The 17,525-nt window shown below is 62.2% G+C and carries 13 protein-coding genes; 12 read left to right on the forward strand and 1 reads right to left on the reverse strand.

Translation table 11 applies throughout. The annotated features are described in order from the left end of the window. The first annotated feature begins 133 nt into the window (after positions 1 to 133). From norR to G5S42_RS14050, 9 genes are all read left to right on the forward strand, one after another. A complete protein-coding gene (gene norR / locus G5S42_RS14010) occupies positions 134 to 1,729 on the forward strand; it encodes a nitric oxide reductase transcriptional regulator NorR (protein ID WP_176107270.1) in 1,596 nt (531 codons plus the stop codon). 216 nt (positions 1,730 to 1,945) lie between these two features. Continuing rightward, positions 1,946 to 2,788 (forward strand): HTD2 family dehydratase, encoded by an 843-nt coding sequence (locus G5S42_RS14015; protein ID WP_176107271.1) that lies wholly within the window; start codon positions 1,946 to 1,948, stop codon positions 2,786 to 2,788. A gap of 18 nt (positions 2,789 to 2,806) precedes the next feature. Beyond that, a complete protein-coding gene (locus tag G5S42_RS14020; RefSeq protein WP_176107272.1) occupies positions 2,807 to 3,970 on the forward strand; it encodes an acyl-CoA dehydrogenase family protein in 1,164 nt (387 codons plus the stop codon). Between the two features lie 16 nt (positions 3,971 to 3,986). Further along, a complete protein-coding gene (locus tag G5S42_RS14025; RefSeq protein WP_176107273.1) occupies positions 3,987 to 5,165 on the forward strand; it encodes a CaiB/BaiF CoA transferase family protein in 1,179 nt (392 codons plus the stop codon). Between the two features lie 108 nt (positions 5,166 to 5,273). Further along, positions 5,274 to 6,662 carry an MmgE/PrpD family protein gene (locus G5S42_RS14030; RefSeq protein ID WP_176107274.1) on the forward strand — a complete coding sequence of 463 codons (1,389 nt, stop codon included), beginning with the start codon at positions 5,274 to 5,276 and terminating at the stop codon, positions 6,660 to 6,662. After that, a complete protein-coding gene (locus tag G5S42_RS14035) occupies positions 6,659 to 7,477 on the forward strand; it encodes an HpcH/HpaI aldolase/citrate lyase family protein (RefSeq protein WP_176107275.1) in 819 nt (272 codons plus the stop codon). Before G5S42_RS14030 ends, G5S42_RS14035 begins: the two co-directional genes overlap by 4 nt. 145 nt (positions 7,478 to 7,622) lie before the next feature. After that, the gene (locus tag G5S42_RS14040) at positions 7,623 to 9,317 is read left to right on the forward strand and encodes a glycoside hydrolase family 43 protein (protein ID WP_246391987.1); all 1,695 of its coding nucleotides are present in this window, start codon (positions 7,623 to 7,625) and stop codon (positions 9,315 to 9,317) included. Between the two features lie 48 nt (positions 9,318 to 9,365). Continuing rightward, positions 9,366 to 10,664, forward strand: a complete 1,299-nt coding sequence (locus tag G5S42_RS14045; protein ID WP_176107276.1) for an MFS transporter — start codon at positions 9,366 to 9,368, stop codon at positions 10,662 to 10,664. Positions 10,665 to 10,729: 65 nt separating this feature from the next. Further along, a complete protein-coding gene (locus G5S42_RS14050) occupies positions 10,730 to 11,647 on the forward strand; it encodes a LysR family transcriptional regulator (RefSeq protein ID WP_176107277.1) in 918 nt (305 codons plus the stop codon). 25 nt (positions 11,648 to 11,672) lie between these two features. Here G5S42_RS14050 and G5S42_RS14055 read toward each other — a convergent pair whose 3' ends face one another. Next, positions 11,673 to 12,959 carry a sensor domain-containing diguanylate cyclase gene (locus G5S42_RS14055; RefSeq protein WP_176107278.1) on the reverse strand — a complete coding sequence of 429 codons (1,287 nt, stop codon included), beginning with the start codon at positions 12,957 to 12,959 and terminating at the stop codon, positions 11,673 to 11,675. Between the two features lie 475 nt (positions 12,960 to 13,434). Here G5S42_RS14055 and G5S42_RS14060 point away from each other — a divergent pair, with 475 nt between their 5' ends. The 3 genes from G5S42_RS14060 (at position 13,435) to amaB (ending at position 17,522) form a co-directional block, all read left to right on the forward strand. Then, the gene (locus G5S42_RS14060; protein ID WP_176107279.1) at positions 13,435 to 14,817 is read left to right on the forward strand and encodes an MFS transporter; all 1,383 of its coding nucleotides are present in this window, start codon (positions 13,435 to 13,437) and stop codon (positions 14,815 to 14,817) included. Positions 14,818 to 14,931: 114 nt separating this feature from the next. After that, on the forward strand, positions 14,932 to 15,843 hold the full coding sequence (locus tag G5S42_RS14065; protein ID WP_176107280.1) for a LysR family transcriptional regulator: 912 nt from the start codon (positions 14,932 to 14,934) through the stop codon (positions 15,841 to 15,843). A 179-nt stretch (positions 15,844 to 16,022) separates the two neighbouring features. Beyond that, positions 16,023 to 17,522, forward strand: coding sequence for an L-piperidine-6-carboxylate dehydrogenase (gene amaB / locus G5S42_RS14070; RefSeq protein ID WP_176107281.1), 1,500 nt, complete (start codon positions 16,023 to 16,025; stop codon positions 17,520 to 17,522). The last annotated feature ends 3 nt before the right edge of the window (positions 17,523 to 17,525 follow it).

Below are 17,525 nucleotides of genomic sequence, written 5' to 3' on the forward strand. Positions count from 1 at the left end.
CAAGTCCTGATGAGAGTCTGTGTGAGCGTCTGTCTATCAGCGAGTGTCACAGCCGGTTTCGGCAGACTGCCTCTACTATCCACAAATCGTGCCAGGTATAAAATGCATTCAGATCAACGATCTGGCAAATAAGATGGTTCATTCGACACTAGTCGAAAAGACTCGACCCGCAGTCGATCTGACTACCGAGGCGGTCCTCGACGTTCTTACCCCGCTGATTCTCGACCTGTCGCGCGAGCTGTCCGAGCGCGAGCGTTATCGGCGGCTGCTCAGCGCGCTGCGCTCGCTGTTTCCTGGCGACGCGGCCGCATTGCTGCGCCTGGAAGGCGATACGCTGGTGCCGCTCGCGATCGACGGCTTGAGCAGCGATACGCTCGGTCGGCGTTTTCGCGTCGCCGAGCATCCGCGCTTTCAGGAGCTGCTGGCCCAGCCAGGGCCGACGCGCTTCGCGGCTGACTCCGATCTACCCGACCCCTACGATGGCCTCGTGCAAGGCATGGCAGCTGGGCATCTCGAAGTGCACGACTGTCTGGGGTGTCCGCTGTTCATCCGCGGCGAGCCTTGGGGGTTGCTCACGCTCGACGCACTCGACCCGGCGCGCTTCAACACGCTCGACATGGCTTCGCTGCAAGCATTTCTTGGCCTCGCGGCTGCGACCGTCAGCGTCGTCGAACGCATCGACGCGTTGGCGCGCAATGGCGAAGAGGCGCAGCGTCGCGCGGAAGCTTATCGGCTAGCGAGCAGCGAGAGCCGGCGCGAGCTGATCGGCAGCAGCGATGCGCACCGCCGTATGGTGAAGGAGATCGAGGTGGTGGCCGCCAGCGATCTGACCGTGCTCGTCACCGGCGAGACCGGCGTCGGCAAGGAGCTGGTCGCGAACGCGATCCACGCGCTGTCGCCGCGCGCGAACAAGCCGCTGATCAGCCTGAACTGTGCGGCATTGCCCGATACGCTCGTCGAGAGCGAGCTGTTCGGGCACGTGCGCGGCGCGTTTTCGGGGGCGTCGGCGGATCGGCGCGGCAAGTTCGAACTCGCCGACGGCGGCACCATTTTCCTCGACGAGGTCGGTGAGTTGCCGCTCGCGATGCAGGCGAAACTGTTGCGCGTGCTGCAGAACGGCCAGTTGCAGCGCATCGGCTCGGATCACGAACACAGAGTCGACGTGCGGCTGATCGCCGCGACCAATCGCGATCTCGCCGAAGAAGTGCGCGCGGGCCGCTTTCGCGCCGACCTCTATCATCGCCTCAGCGTGTATCCGCTGCGCGTGCCGCCGTTGCGCGAGCGCGGCCGCGACGTGCTACTGCTGGCGGGCTTCTTCCTCGAAGACAATCGCTCGCGGCTCGGTTTGCTGAGTCTGCGTCTTGCGGCCGACGCGCAGGCCGCGTTGCTGCACTACTCATGGCCCGGCAATGTGCGCGAACTCGAGCATCTGATCGGACGCAGTGCGCTGAAGGCGTTGGCGGCCAGTCGTGAGCGCCGCCGTATTCTGACGTTGACGGCCGCGGACTTCGCGTTGACCGACGCACAGAATCAAGAAGCCAATCAAACAGCCACGCAGAGCGAGGAAAGCGAGACGAAAGACTTTCGCAGCGCGGTCACCGAGTTCGAACGCAATCTCGTTCTCGAAGCGCTGATCCGCAATAGGCAAAACTGGGCGGCGGTCGCGCGCGAGCTAGGGTTGGACCGGGCGAATCTGAATCGGCTGGCCAAACGGCTCGGGCTCAAATAACGAAGCAGGTGAAGGAGCATCGTTGCGGCACGCAAATGCGACCAGGCGAGGCCACATCGGATCGCGCCGAAAACAGATTGTCAGCGCCGCGCGCTAGGCCTAACGTCTTAACTAAAGCCAAAGGCCCGCTTCGGAAAATCGAACTTCGCGGCACACAGCGCGTCGGTCATAGTGGGCCCTAACGAGGACCAACACACTAAACCAGGAGACTCCGCCATGTCCGCTGCCCCACAGAAGCTCGACGATTGGCTCAACAAGGAGGCGGTGGCCGAAGACGACATCACCGCGTTTCCGTTAGCGGCGCTCGCCGCCACGCTCGATCGCGAGGAAAGCGGCGACACCGTGCCGCCGTTGTGGCACTGGCTGTACTTTCTGCCGGTCGCACCGCTATCCGAAGTCGGTCCCGATGGACATCCGAAGCGTGGCGGTTTTCTGCCACCCGTGCCATTGCCGCGCCGTATGTGGGCGGGTGGCCGACTCACGTTTCATGCGCCGCTGAAGACCGGTGAACATGCGCGGCGCACGTCGACGATCGCCAACATCGAGGACAAGACCGGCCGCTCGGGCCGCCTCGTCTTCGTCACCGTGCAACATACGATCGAAGTCGATGGCGAGTTGAAGCTGGAAGAGGAGCACGACATCGTCTATCGCGACGCGCCGCAGGAGGGAGCGCGGCCGCAACAGCCGGCGCCCGCACCCGAAGGCGAAACGTGGCGCCGCACGATCGACGCCGATGCCGTGATGCTGTTCCGCTACTCGGCGCTGACTTTCAACGGCCATCGCATTCACTACGACCATCCCTATGTCACGCAAGTCGAAGGCTATCCGGGCCTCGTCGTGCATGGCCCGCTGATCGCGACGCTGCTCGTCGATCTCGTGCGCCGCGAACTGCCGCAAGCGACGCTGCAAAGTTTCGCGTTTCGCGCGCTTCGCCCGACCTTCGCGGATCAGCCGTTCACGGTATGCGGCAAGCCCGCCGCCGACGGCAAGACGATCGACCTGTGGGCGAAGGACCACGAAGGTTATCTGACCATGCGCGCGACCGCCGCGCTCGCCTGACTTCCACGGGACTCGATTATGCAAACCACGCAACACGATTCGTTCCAGGACATTCGAGAGGCCGTGCGCGATCTGTGTCAGCAGTTTTCCGGCGAGTACTTTCGCAAGATCGACGAGGCGCGCGGCTATCCGGAAGAGTTCGTCGACGCGCTGACGAAGGCCGGGTGGCTCGCCGCGCTGATTCCGCAGGACTTCGGCGGCTCGGGGCTCGGGCTCACGGAAGCATCGGTGATCATGGAAGAGATCAATCGCGCGGGCGGCAACTCGGGCGCGTGCCACGGGCAGATGTACAACATGGGCACGCTGTTGCGGCACGGTTCGGAAGAACAGAAGCGAAAGTATCTGCCGAAGATCGCGAACGGCGACTTGCGTCTGCAATCGATGGGCGTGACCGAACCGAGCACCGGCACCGATACGACGAAGATCAAGACCACCGCCGGACGGCGCGGTGACCGTTACGTGATCAACGGTCAGAAGGTGTGGATCTCGCGCGTGCAGCACTCGGACCTGATGATCCTGCTCGCGCGCACCACGCCGCTCGCGGACGTGAAGAAGAAATCGGAGGGCATGTCGATCTTCATCGTCGATCTGCGCGAAGCGATCGGTCATGGCCTGACCGTGCAGCCCATTTTGAACATGGTCAATCACGAGACCAACGAACTCTTTTTCGACAACCTCGAAATCCCGGCCGAGAATCTGATCGGCGAGGAAGGGCAAGGCTTCAAATACATTCTCGATGGCCTCAACGCGGAGCGCACGCTGATCGCCGCGGAGTGCATCGGCGACGGTTACTGGTTCGTCGACAAAGTCACCGAGTACGCGAAGGAGCGCGTCGTGTTCGGCAGGCCGATAGGACAGAACCAGGGCGTGCAGTTTCCGATCGCGCGTTCGTTCATCAACGTCGAGGCAGCGAGCCTGATGCGCTTCGAAGCGGCACGTCGTTTCGACGCGCATCAACCGTGCGGCGCGCAAGCGAACATGGCGAAGCTGCTCGCTGCGGACGCGTCGTGGGAAGCGGCCAATGCGTGCCTGCAATTTCACGGCGGTTTCGGCTTCGCGTGCGAATACGACGTCGAGCGCAAGTTTCGCGAAACGCGTCTGTATCAGGTCGCACCCGTCTCGACCAATCTGATTCTCTCGTACGTGGCCGAGCATATCCTCGGGCTGCCGCGTTCGTTCTGACCCGCTGGCGGACATCATGAGACCACTCGACGGTATCAAGGTCATCACGCTCGAACACGCGATCGCCGCGCCGTTCTGCACGCGTCAACTGGCCGATCTCGGCGCGCGCGTGATCAAGATCGAACGGCCCGGCGTCGGCGATTTCGCGCGCGACTATGACGAACGCGTGCATGGGCTGTCGTCGCACTTCGTGTGGACCAATCGCTCGAAAGAAAGTCTTTCGCTCGACCTGAAGCAGCCCGCGGCGGCGGAGATTCTCGACGCATTGGTTGCCGATGCCGACGTGCTCGTGCAGAACCTCGCACCGGGTGCGGCCGAACGGCTCGGCCTCGGCTACGACACGCTGAACCAGAAGTATCCGAAGCTGATCGTCTGCGATATTTCCGGCTACGGCGCGGACGGTCCGTATCGCGACAAGAAGGCGTACGACCTGCTGATTCAAAGCGAGTCCGGCTTTTTGTCGATCACCGGCTCTCCTGGCGCGCCAGCGAAGGCGGGCTGCTCGATCGCGGATATCGCGGCGGGCATGTACGCTTATTCGAACATCCTGAGCGCGCTGTTGCAGCGGGGACGCACGGGGCGCGGTTGCCGTATCGACGTGTCGATGCTCGAGAGCATGGTCGAGTGGATGGGTTATCCGCTCTACTACGCGATCGACGGTCAGTCGCAGCCTGCGCTCGCGGGCGCCGCGCATGCAACGATCTATCCTTATGGCCCGTTTCGCGCTGGCGACGGCAAGACGGTCATGCTCGGCCTGCAGAACGAACGCGAATGGAAGCTGTTCTGCGAGCGCGTGCTCCACCAGCCTGAGCTGACAACGGACGAACGCTTCGCATCGAACTCGAAACGCACCGCGGCGCGCAATGCATTGCGCGAGGTGATCGTCGCGGCGTTCGCGAAGCTGAGCGCCGCGCAGGTGATCGAGCGACTCGATCAGGCAGGCATAGCGAACGCGCAGATGAATACGCTCGCGGACGTGTGGGCGCATCCGCAACTGAAGGCACGCGAGCGCTGGCAGGAAGTCGGCACGGCAGCGGGCACGATACCGGCATTGCGGCCTCCGGGTTTGCCTTCCGACATCGAGCCTCGGATGGACCCTGTACCTACGCTTGGTCAACACACCGAATCAATTCTGCGCGAGCTTGGTTACGACAATGCGCGCATCGACGCGCTGCGCGCGGCCGGCACGATCTGATTCAGTAGGCCTGTTTCGGTTCGCGCCCGCATGCATGTGATGCGGGATGACAAGCCGGTATTCCGAACGAACCCGATGCAACCTGGCATCACACGGCGCACGACACTCATGAACGACCATCCCAGTCTCACGCTCGCCACTTTCGCTGCGCAACTCGACTTCGACAGTATCCCGAACGAGGTCGTCGAGCGGACCGTCAACCTGTACGTCGATTGGCTCGGCTCGGCGCTTGCAGGCAAAGGCGCACGCCCGGTCGAGACGATCGCTCGGTTTGCGCGCGCAGCGGCCGGTGCGACGAACGAGGGCCTCTGCGAGGTACTGATCGATCGCGGCCGCACGACGCCGTATTTCGCCACGATGATCAACGGCGCGGCATCGCATTTCGCCGAACAGGACGACGTGCACAATGGCTCGGTGTTTCATCCTGCGACCGTGGTGTTTCCGGTTGCGCTCGCGTTGACACAGGCAAAGCGAGCGTCGGGGCGCGACTTCATCACGGCGGCCGTGGCGGGATACGAGGTCGGCATTCGCATCGGCGAATTTCTCGGGCGCTCGCACTACAAGGTGTTTCACACCACGGGCACGGTCGGCACGCTCGCGGCGGCGGCAACTGCAGGACGATTGCTGGGCTTGGCGCCGTCGCAGATGCTCGATGCGTTCGGCTCGGCGGGCACACAGGCTAGCGGCTTGTGGGAATTTCTGCGCGACGCCGCCGACTCGAAGCAACTGCACACCGCGATGGCCGCCGCGAACGGCCTGATGGCCGCGCAACTCGCCGCCGACGGCTTCAAGGGTGCGACGCACATTCTCGAAGGCGCGCAGGGCATGGCCGCGGGCATGTCGAGCGATGCCGATCCGGCTCGCCTCGTCGATCGCCTTGGCAGCCGCTGGGCGACCGCGGAGACGTCGTTCAAATATCACGCGGCGTGCCGCCATACGCATCCCGCCGCCGATGCGCTGCTCGCTGTGGTGCGGGCGCATCGTCTCGCGCCGCGCGACATCGCGAAGGTCGTCGCGCACGTGCATCAAGGCGCGATCGATGTGCTCGGTCCCGTGATCGCGCCGCGTACCGTGCATCAGGCGAAGTTCAACATGGGTACGGTGCTTGGGCTCGTCGCGCATCACGGCTATGCGGGCATGACCGAATTCGAGCAGGGTTTCGACGCGAGCGAGATCCTTGTGTTTCGCGACAAGGTCACGATGACGCTCGACGCTGAAGTCGACGCCGCCTATCCCGCGCGCTGGATAGGCAAGGTCACGGTGACCACGACCGACGGCCGTGTTTTCGATGGGCGTGTCGATGAGCCGAAGGGCGATCCAGGGAACACGTTGTCGCGCGACGAGATTGCGATGAAGCTGCATCGGCTAGCGGCATTCTCGGGTGCGGCTAGTGAAGAGGAAGCGGCGCAACTGCTTCGCCGGGCGTGGGGTGTTGCCGAAATGGCGCAGATTGGCGCGGTATTCGATGCAACTGCGCGCACGAAGGTGGCGGCATGAGCGCGCTGCCCCGGTCGTATCTGTTCGTGCCTGGGAATCGGCCTGAGCGGTTTGACAAGGCCTATGCGGCCGGCGCGGATGCGGTGATTCTCGATCTGGAAGACGCGGTGCAGCCGGATCAGAAAGTGCCGGCGCGCGCGGCGGTGGTGGCTGCGGTATCGGCTAACGCCTCGCGGGCCGTGTGGGTGCGTATCAATGGCTCGGATACGCGTTGGTTTTCAGATGACGTTGCTGCGCTCGTTTGTCAGAGCGGCGTCGCCGGAATCGTGCTGCCGAAGGCTGAGACGCGCGAACAGATCTGCGCGGTGCTGGCGAACGCGCATCCGGCGTTAAGCGTACTGCCGATTGTCGAGACTGCGTGCGGGTTCGCGAATCTTGCGGAGTTATGCGGCGCGCCGCGCGTGCTGCGTATCGTGTTCGGTACGCTGGATTTTCAGGTCGATCTCGGCATCGATGGGGATGGCGAGGAGTTGCATCTGTTTCGCTCGCAGATCGTGCTTGCGTCGAGGTTGGCCGGCATCGGTGCGCCGGTGGACGGCGTATCGACGGCCATTACCGATGCTGATGCGGTGCAAGCCGATGCACGGCGCGGGCGGCGGTTTGGTTTCGGCGGCAAGCTTTGCATTCATCCGAAGCAGATCGAGGCGGTGCACCGCGCATATGCATGGAGTGACGCCGAGGTGGAGTGGGCGCGACGCGTGCTTGCGGCTGTCGAGGCGAGCCATGGCGGGGCAGTCGCCGTGGATGGAAAGATGGTCGATATGCCGGTGGTCCTGCGGGCGCGGAGAGTTTTGGGCAACTCCGAGAGCTTCTGACAACGCCGTTTTCGTCGTGCCCTCATAGCAGGATTCCTACATCGCCTGCTGGTCATTCGGACGACGTACCAGTAAGCACCTCGCCCAAGGGAATACCCTCCCATCATCGCACTTGAATAGTTAGCAGGTCACATGCTAGATTGGATTGTTAGCGGTAACAATATTCGCCGAAAAGCAAAAAGATCTGTTCCTTTCAGCACGTCAGAAAAATATCTTCCCGATGAGTACTATTCAAAATCCAGTTCTGCGCGGCTTCAACCCGGACCCTTGTATATGCCGTGGCAAGGATGCGTGGTATATCGCAGTTTCAACGTTTGAATGGTATCCGGGCGTTCTCATTTACGAATCGAAAGACTTCGTCAATTGGGAACTCAAGGCCACGCCTCTGGACAGGTTGTCGCAATTGAACCTGATCGGAGAGCAGCCGTCCGGAGGCATATGGGCGCCAGCCCTGTCCTATCACGACGGTCTTTACTGGCTCGTGTATACCGACACCAAGGCATGGAAAGGCGAACAGAAGATTTCCCCGCTGCGCGACATGCACAACTACCTCGTGACCGCCCCGGACATTGCCGGACCCTGGTCGGAGCCCGTCCATCTTGTCTCCGGTGGATACGATCCATCCCTGTTCCACGACGAATCCGGCAGAAAGTGGCTCGCTTATATCCGGCGCGACTTCAGAGGAATCCACGAAGATCTTTTCGTCGGAATCGTTCTGCGGGAATACTCGGTGCAGGAGGAAAAGCTGATCGGTGAAGAGCGCGTCATTTACAAAGGCGCCAACCTGAAGACCGATTACTTCATGAAATGTCAGATATACGAGGCTCCCCATTTATTGAAGAGGGGGGACTGGTACTACCTGATCACGGCGGAGGGCGGCACAGGCTATACGCATGCAACCTGCGTATCCAGGTCCCGCGATATCTTCGGTCCATACGAGTTTCATCCTGACACGCCGATGCTCACGTCGCGCGACGCGAATGGACGGATCCAGCGGACCGGCCACGGCAATCTGGTCGAAGGTCCGAATGGCCGGTGGTACATGACGTACCTCGGATCGAGACCAATCGATGCGCAAACGAGGCGCTCGCCGCTAGGCCGCGAGACCTGCATCGCCCCGATCGAATGGCATGCCGGCTGGCCCCACCTCGCCACTGGCGGAGTGGTCCCCGCCGAATCTTTTGCGATCGACTCGGAGATCGAGCAAAGGCTCGACAGCAGTTGGGCGATCGATTTCGGACAATGCGCCGCGCTGCCGCTGGAACTGCAGAGTCTGCGCATTCCCATTAGCGACGACTGGTGCAATCTTCACGACCGTCCAGGCTATCTGCGGATAAGGGGACAAGAGTCACCAACCTCGCGCTTCCATCAAAGCATGCTGGCCTGTCGAATCCGTGACTGGCAGTTCGAGGTCGAAACGGCGCTGGAATTTTCGCCCAAGTCATATCTGCACATGGCTGGGCTCATGGCGCGTTACGACGAAAACACCTTTTACTACCTGTTCGTCACGCGCGACGACGACGGCACGAAAATCCTGTCCTACATGGAAATGGATGCGGGCAGCTTCGCCTATAGCAATCGACTGGCGACGCTGCCCGAGTCCACCGGGATCGACCTGCGGATTCGCGTCGTAGACGCAAAACTGAGCTTCTTCTATCGCGTGGCACACGGTGACTGGAAGGACCTCGGACTGGCAAAGGATTTCACGAAACTCAGCGATGAATATGCCACCCCAATCGGCTTCACGGGGGCTTTCGCTGGTATCACCGTCAATGACATGCTCGGTTTTCGCGAACCTGCCGACTTCAAGTCGTTCTCATATCGCCAACTGACCGGCTAGAGCTCGAATTTCGCTTCACCGCTGTCGCTTAATAATAAGGAAGACTTCATGCGCTTTCGTTGGAGACATCGCTATCTCGTGCTGCTGATTCTGTTCGCGATCTATCTGCTCTGTTATATGGACAGAATGATCATGGCGGCGGCTATTCCATTTATTGCGTCCGAGTTTCATCTGTCGGCGATGGAAATGGGAGGAATCCTCAGTGCGTTCTTCTTCAGCTACGCGCTATGTCAGATCCCGGCCGGCCTGCTGGCAGACAGATTCGGCCCGCGGTTGATGACGACGATCGGCATCACGTGGTGGACGATTTTCACCGCGCTTACCGGACTGTGCAATTCGCTCGGCTTGATGCTGGTGGTGCGGGTCGCATTCGGCGTCGGCGAAGCGCTCTTTCCTCCGGCCGCGTTCAAGGCGCTGTCGGCATGGTTCCCGAAGCGCGAATTGGGCCGGGCGACCGGGCTGATGATGACCACGAATGCGCTGGGACCCGCACTGGCTCCGCTGTTCGTGGCGGCCGTGATGGCAGTGTGGGGATGGCGCGCGATTTTCACGAGTCTGTTCATTCCCGGTATCGCGATGGCGATATTCGGCTGGATCTATATTAGAAACAGCCCGAAGGATAGCAAGCACGTTTCGAATATCGAATTAGAGGAAATCGGCACCAGCGAAAAGGCTTCGTCTGCGTCCGCCGGCAAAGCGGATTTTGCTGGACTGTTGAAAACGCCGCTGGTCTGGTGGTGCTTTGTTACCTTGTTCGTATTCAGCATCGCCTCGTGGGGAATCATGAGCTGGTTCCCGACGTACCTGCTGAAAGCGCGCGGCCTCTCGACGGCCAAAATGGGCATTATGGCGTCGGTGCCATTTCTCGTCGGCACGATTGCCTATTGCATCACGGGCTTTCTCTCCGACAAGTTCTTCCGCAATCGTCGCGAATTGCTTGTCGTCCTCGGCTGCATCGTGGCCGCCATCTTTGCCTATCTGACGGCCCATGCGGAGACCGCGGAAACGGCGGTGTTCTATCAGACGATCGGCTATTTCTTCTCGACCATGGCCGGCTGTTCGTTGTACACGATCCCGAACGTCGCGCTGCCGAACAAGGTCGTCGGATCGGCAATCGGCTTTGTCAATGCAGCGGGTCAGCTGGCAGGATTTCTTTCCCCGCTGATCGTCGGTTACATCCTGACCAGCACGAATAACGACTTCAATGTCGTGTTCCATCTTTTCGTCGGCTGCTTCTTGCTGGCTTCGGTTTCCGCATGGTTCATCAATACGAGGACGGATCGCAGCGACACCGTCACTCGGGCCGACGGTGGAGAAGTGGCCGCGCGGAACCGGACAGCCGGATAAATGGCGCGACGGGGCTTGGGCCGGCGATAATGCCAGCTCAGTCACCTGCTTTGAATCGCGCGACCATGAAATCGAGGATCGAAAATTTTTCGAGCGGCATCAGCGTGTTTGCGGCGGTAGTCGACGCCGGTACGTTCGCGGCTGCGTCGGAAGTGATCGGAATGTCGCCGCCTGGTGTGAGCCGGGCGATTGCAAGGCTGGAAAAGAGATTGAAGATCCGGCTCTTCAATCGAACTACGCGGTCCGTATCCCTGACGGACGAGGGCCGCCGTTTTTACGAGCAGGTCATGCCGCACCTCGCAGGGCTGGAGGAAGCCGCCGTGGCCGCGGCTGGCGGCGCATCGGCGGTGCGGGGAAAGCTGCGCGTCAACCTCGATCCGGTGTGTTACCGGGCGATACTCGGGCAACGCCTCGACCAGTTCATGGACGCGCATCCTGAGCTCGAAATCGAGTTCATCGCGCGCGACCATCTGGGCGATCTCGTTCTCGAGGGCTTTGATCTCGCGCTGCGGTTCGGCGAGCCGAGGACATCGTCTCTCGTCGCACGCAAGCTGCTCGACACGGCCGTGGTCACGGTCGCCGCACCGTCGTACATCGCACGACGCGGGCGCCCGGCAAAGCCGGAAGATCTCGAAGGCCCGGGTCACCGTTGCCTGGAATTCCGCAATTCGGAGACAGGCAAGCCGTTCCCCTGGGAGTTCCATCGCAAACGCAAGAAAACTGTGATTGCACCGCGCGGGCGATTGACGGTGAACGATCCTGGCGCGCTACTGAATGCGTGCCTCGCTGGCTCCGGTGTCGCGCAGATGCTTCTTTTCGGTGCCGAGCAACTGATTGCCGAAGGGCGGCTGATCAATCTCTTTCCCGACTGGCCTGACGAGCGCTATCCGCTGTACGCCTGCTACCCGTCACGCCATCACGTTCCGGCGAAGACGCGTGCCTTTCTGGAGTTCGTCGTCGAGTTGGCAAACGCTCACTCGTGAGCGGCCGTTACTCACACGGCCTGCATTAACCAACCTCCACGCGGTTCCGCCCTCTGTCCTTGGCGCGATACAGCGCCAGGTCCGCGCGCTTGACGATGGCGTCGACGTCATCCTCACCAGGCAGGCGCTCGGTCACGCCGATGCTGACCGTAAATGGAATCGGCTTGCCGAGCCGCCACGGATGCTCGAAGTTCTGCTGTTCGATCGTCTGGCGCAAGTCTTCGGCCACGCTCGTCGCCTGTTCGATATCAAGGCCCGGCAGCGCGGCGACGAACTCCTCGCCGCCCCAGCGGGCAAACACGCCGATGCGCCAATCGGCGTTCATGACGACTTTGGCCATCACGCGCAGCACTTCGTCGCCAATGTCGTGTCCGTAACTGTCGTTGATCTTCTTGAAGTAATCGATATCGAGGAGAAAGATCGAAAGCTTGCTGTCCGACCCCAGCAGGTTCTCGACCGTGTCCGCGAATTCCCTTCGGTTGGGCAGGCCGGTCAGCTCGTCGGTCACGGCCTGCTTCTGCAGCAGATCCATCAATTGGACGCGATCGGCGATGTCGCGAATCACGGCGGTGAATTCGATCAGGCCGCCCACGTTGATCTTCGAGATCGCGATTTCGACGGGCAGCAGCGAGCCGTCGCGATGCAGCCCATAGATGCGGTTGCGCTCGTCCATTTGCCGCGAGCGCACCGGCGAGCGGGCGAACTGATGGACGTACTGGGAGTGATTGGCGCGATAGCGCTCGGGCAGCAGTTCCGTGATGGGGTGCCCCACCATCTCCTCGACCGAATAGCCGAAAAGGTTTTCCGCAGCGCGATTGAAGAGAGTGATGCAGTGCTGCTGGTCGATCGTAATGATCGCGTCATAGGCGGCATCCACCACCGAGCGGAAACGCGACGTGCTGACTTCCAGCTCGTGCATCAACTCCATCTTTGCGGTGATCTCGAGACCCGTCACCATGATTTCGATCACCGAGTTCGCGCCTCTGTTGTGCCGCAGCGGCTTCAACGACAGGCGCCACCAGTGGGTTCCGTCTCTCAGGTCATAAGCCTGCTCGAGTTCGCGGGCGACGCCGGATTCAAAGCATTCGCTGAGCTTCTGACGGAATTCGGTTCGTGCGTAATTGGGAATCAGCGTGTCGAATGACGCCGGGAACGATTTGATGCTGTTGCGCTTGCCGCCCGTCATTTGCATGAAATGGTCGTTGCAGGCGGAGACCAACAGCTGCCCCCTCTCATCGCGCGCGACGATCGCGACGCTTGCGGCGATTTCGTCGACGATCGTCCGCATCGTGCAGGACCAGTCATCAACCATTCTGCCTCCGAGAATCTACCTGAGTGCCCCGTATGTCCTCCTGAACGGCACGCACGTCCACATTCAAATCATCCGGTGCGACCGGCTACGAAGCTCGATATCGGGCCGCTTTGAAATGGGCATGGCCGGCCAACATGCGGGGGGAGTACATCGACAGAGTAGGCCGTAGTCCGATTTTTGGGAAGAATTTATTCCTGGAAATGAAGTACCAGACTCTGATGCGCTGCAGCCTTTCAGGTATGCAAATCGCTTCTTTTTCATCCCTTAATCAAACCGGAACACTCACCTCCAAAAAACCCAATTCCCACCCCACGTCGCCTGTCGCACTCTTGAAGCCAACGGCCCGCACGATCCAGCTACGGCCGTTCAGCGCTCTGCCCCGAGCCGCCGCATCCAACGAAGGCAGCCTCGCAGAACTGTTCCGCGCACGCGAGCCTCTCGCCCGTGCACCGCCTAAAAAGACAGGAGACACAACTTGCCAGCCCCCATCAACTCCGGTGCACGCCTCGACCGCCTGCCGATCAGCCGCTTTCACTGGAACATCCTCGGCCTGATCGGCGCAGGCGCTTTCCTCGACGCCTTCGACATCTATCTCGCCAACGGCGCGCTCGCGGCGATGGTCAAAACCGGCTTCACCGATCTGCGCCTCGGCTCGTTTTTCATCTCCGCGACCTTCATGGGCATGATGATCGGTGCGGGCCTGTCGGGCTATCTCGGCGACCGCTTCGGCCGACGCTATTCGTATCAAGCCAATCTCGCGATCTTCGGCCTCGCATCGCTCGCCGCCTGCTTCGCGCCGGACATCTACTGGCTGATCCTGCTGCGCTTCATCATGGGCATCGGCCTCGGCGCCGAACTCGTGGTCGCCGCGGGCACGCTGTGCGAATTCGTGCCACCCGCCACGCGCGGCCGCTGGACCGCGTTGCTCGCGCTGATCATCAACTCCGGTCTGCTCGGCGCGACCGCGGTCGGCTATTGGGTGATTCCGCATCTCGGCTGGCGCTATATGTTCGCGATCGCGGGTGTCGGCGCGATGGTCGTGTGGTTCCTGCGGCATCGGATGCCGGAGTCGCCGCGCTGGCTCGAAACGGTTGGCCGGCTCGAAGAGGCGGAGGCCACGGTCGCCGCGATCGAGCGACAGGTCGAGGCGCGCGTCGGCAAGCTGCCGCCGGTCGCGCGCGTGGTCAGTCACGAGGTGCCGGCCGCGCCGTTCGCGGCGCTGTTCGCGCGCGGCATGATCGGCCGCACGCTGGTCGCCGCGCTGACCTGCATGGCGATCAACATGTCGTTGTACGGTTTCGTCGCGTGGCTGCCGACGTTCTTCGTCAAGGAAGGCCTGACCATCGTGCAGTCGCTCGGCTTCGTGCTGCTGATGTCGTTCGGCGCGCCGGCCGGTGCCGTGGCCGGTTATCTCGTGACGGACCGCCTCGGGCGGCGCAACGGCATCGTGCTGTTCTCGCTTGCAACGATCGTGCTCGGCTTCGTCTACGTGCAGATGCGCGCGCCGGTGCCGATCGCGGTCGTCGGCTTCGCGCTCGTCACGACGATCTACACCGTCTGCACGCTCGGCCTGTTCGGCTATATCCCCGAGCTGTTTCCGACCGCGCATCGCTTGCGCGGCACCGGCGTGGCCGGCACGTGCGGCCGCGCGGCGTCGATGTCGACACCGTATGTCGCGCTGCTGCTCTACACGCGGTTCGGCGTGACGGGTGTGCTGACGATGGTCGGTGGCGTGCTGTTGTTGCTGAGCATCGCGATTCTCGCGCTGCGCATAGAAACGAGTCAGCAGACGCTCGAAGAGATCTCGCCCGATGCCGAGCTGATACCGCAAGCGGAGATGATGCAAGAGTCGGCATAGGCCGTACGCGCATGAAGGGAGGCCGTCGATTCGGATCTTTCCCCGGCTAAATTTTCACCACACCTGGTTAAGATGAAAGTCTGTCCTGCCCATGCTTCGCTAGCAGCTTTCATCATGCACTTCGATTTCGTCGATTTACGCCTGCTCATGCACATCGCCGACACGCGCAACCTCGCGCGTGCGGCGGAGCGTTCGCACCTGTCGGCGCCGGCCGCCAGCAACCGGGTCAAGAATCTCGAGGAGCAGCTCGGCATCAAGCTGCTCTATCGAACCAGCCAGGGCGTGACGCCGACACCCGCGGGCGAGGCCTTCGTGCATCACGCGCGGCTCGTGCTCGAACGCGTCGAGCATCTGGCCGGCGATATGCAGGAGTACGGCGATGGCATCAAGGGCCACGTGCGCATCTGGGCCAACACGACCGCGATAAGCGAGTTCCTGCCGGCCGTGCTGAGCCGTTTTCTGCGCGATCACCCGGACGTGAACATCGATCTGCGCGAAGTGCTGAGCGGCGAGATCGTCAAGGGCGTCGCCGACAGCGCGACCGATATCGGCATCGTCGCGGGCAATGTGCATGCCGAGCATCTGCAGATGCTGCCGTATCGCGACGATCGGCTCGTGCTCGTGACGTCGTGCGAGCATCCGTTCGCGAGGCAGGCGTCGGTCGATTTCTCGCAGGTGCTGAACGCGAACTTCGTCAGCCTGCCGACGTCGAGTGCGATCCACGCATTCATCACGAGTGCCGCCGATGCGCTCGGCGCGCGTCTCAAACTTCGCATTCAGGTCGGCAACTTCGAGGCCGCGTGCCGGATGATCGAGGCGGGTGTCGGAATCGGCATCGTGCCGGAATCGGTCGCGCTGCGGCACAGAAAGACGATGCAGATCGCGATCGTCGGCCTGAACGATCCGTGGGCCGAGCGTAAGCTGAAGATCTGCGTGCGCAGTCTGCAGGACTTGCCGCCGTTTGCGCGCGTGCTGGTCGACCGGTTGACGGCGGCGTCGGAGGGGGACGGCGCGACCGATGCTTGACGCTTGACGCGCGGGTTTCGCACACCCGCCCGGAGCTTGACTAAGTTTCCTTCTGGAAACAACGCTACCTTTTGTCAACCGGTATTTCACTCCCCAGGCATCTCCTTGCCGCCACAAAAACCCGCGTGTATAGTTTCCGAACTTACTCTTGTTTCGCATCGGAAATTAAAGGGGTTCACATGGACGCGTCCACCATCCTTGCCGATCTCGGCATTGCCCACGCCGCACAAGCCGGCGATATCGCGGTTCATTCGCCGATCACCGGCGCGCTCATCGGCCGTGTGGCCAGCCAGACGTCGGCTGAGGTCGACGCGGCGCTCGCCCGGGCCAAAGACGCGTTCGCCGTATGGCGCAACGTGCCGGCGCCGCGCCGCGGCGAGCTGGTGCGGCTGCTCGGCAATCGGCTGCGCGAACAGAAGCACGCGCTCGGCAGCCTCGTTTCGCTGGAAACCGGCAAGATCCTGCAGGAAGGCATGGGCGAAGTGCAGGAAATGATCGACATCTGCGATTTCGCGGTCGGTCTGTCGCGCCAGCTGTACGGTTTGACGATCGCGTCCGAGCGCCCGGGGCATCGGATGGCGGAGTCGTGGCATCCGCTCGGCACCTGCGTCGTGATCTCCGCGTTCAATTTCCCGGTGGCGGTGTGGTCGTGGAATGCGGCGCTCGCGCTGGTGTGCGGCAACGCGGTGATCTGGAAGCCGTCGGAAAAGACGCCGCTGTCGGCGCTCGCGGTGAACAAGATTCTCGAAGATGCACTGAAGGAATTCGGCGATGCGCCGGCTGGCCTCGCGGCGCTGATCATCGGCGGCCGCGACGTCGGCGAAAAGCTCGTGGCCGATCCGCGCGCGTCGATCGTCAGCGCGACGGGCAGCACGGAAATGGGGCGCAAGGTCGGCGTCGAAGTGGCGAAGCGTTTCGGCCGTTCGCTGCTCGAACTCGGCGGCAACAACGCGGGCATCGTCGCGCAGACGGCCGACCATGAACTCGCGATGCGCGGCATCCTGTTCTCGGCGGTCGGCACGGCCGGTCAGCGCTGCACGACGCTGCGGCGTCTGTTCGTTCACGACAGCGTGTACGAAAAGACCGTCGAGCGTCTGAAGCAGCTGTATAGCCGCGTACCGATCGGCAATCCGCTCGAAAAGGGCACGCTGATGGGGCCGCTGATCGACCGTCAATCGTTCGACCGCATGCAGGAAGCGCTGCAGCAGGCCAAGGCCGAGGGCGGCAAGGTGTTCGGCGGCGAGCGCGTCGACGTGAAGGGTTATGAGGGCGGCTACTACGTGCGTCCGGCCATCGTCGAGATGCCGTCGCAGACGCCGGTCGTGCTGAAGGAAACTTTCGCGCCGATTCTATACGTGCTGCGCTATGCCGATTTCGCCGATGCGGTCGACGCGAACAATGCCGCGCATCATGGTCTGTCGTCGTGCGTGTTCACGAGCGACCTGCGCGAAGCCGAGCGCTTCCTGTCCGCGTCGGGCAGCGACTGCGGCATCGCCAACGTCAACATCGGTCCGAGCGGCGCGGAGATCGGCGGGGCGTTTGGCGGCGAGAAGGAAACGGGCGGCGGCCGGGAGTCGGGTTCGGATGCGTGGAAGGCGTATATGCGTCGCGCGACCAATACCGTGAACTACTCGTCGGCGCTGCCGCTGGCGCAGGGTATCGACTTCAATCTCGACTGACGC

The sequence above is a fragment of the Paraburkholderia youngii genome, assembly GCF_013366925.1.
In the GTDB taxonomy this organism is placed as follows: Bacteria; Pseudomonadota; Gammaproteobacteria; order Burkholderiales; family Burkholderiaceae; genus Paraburkholderia; species Paraburkholderia youngii.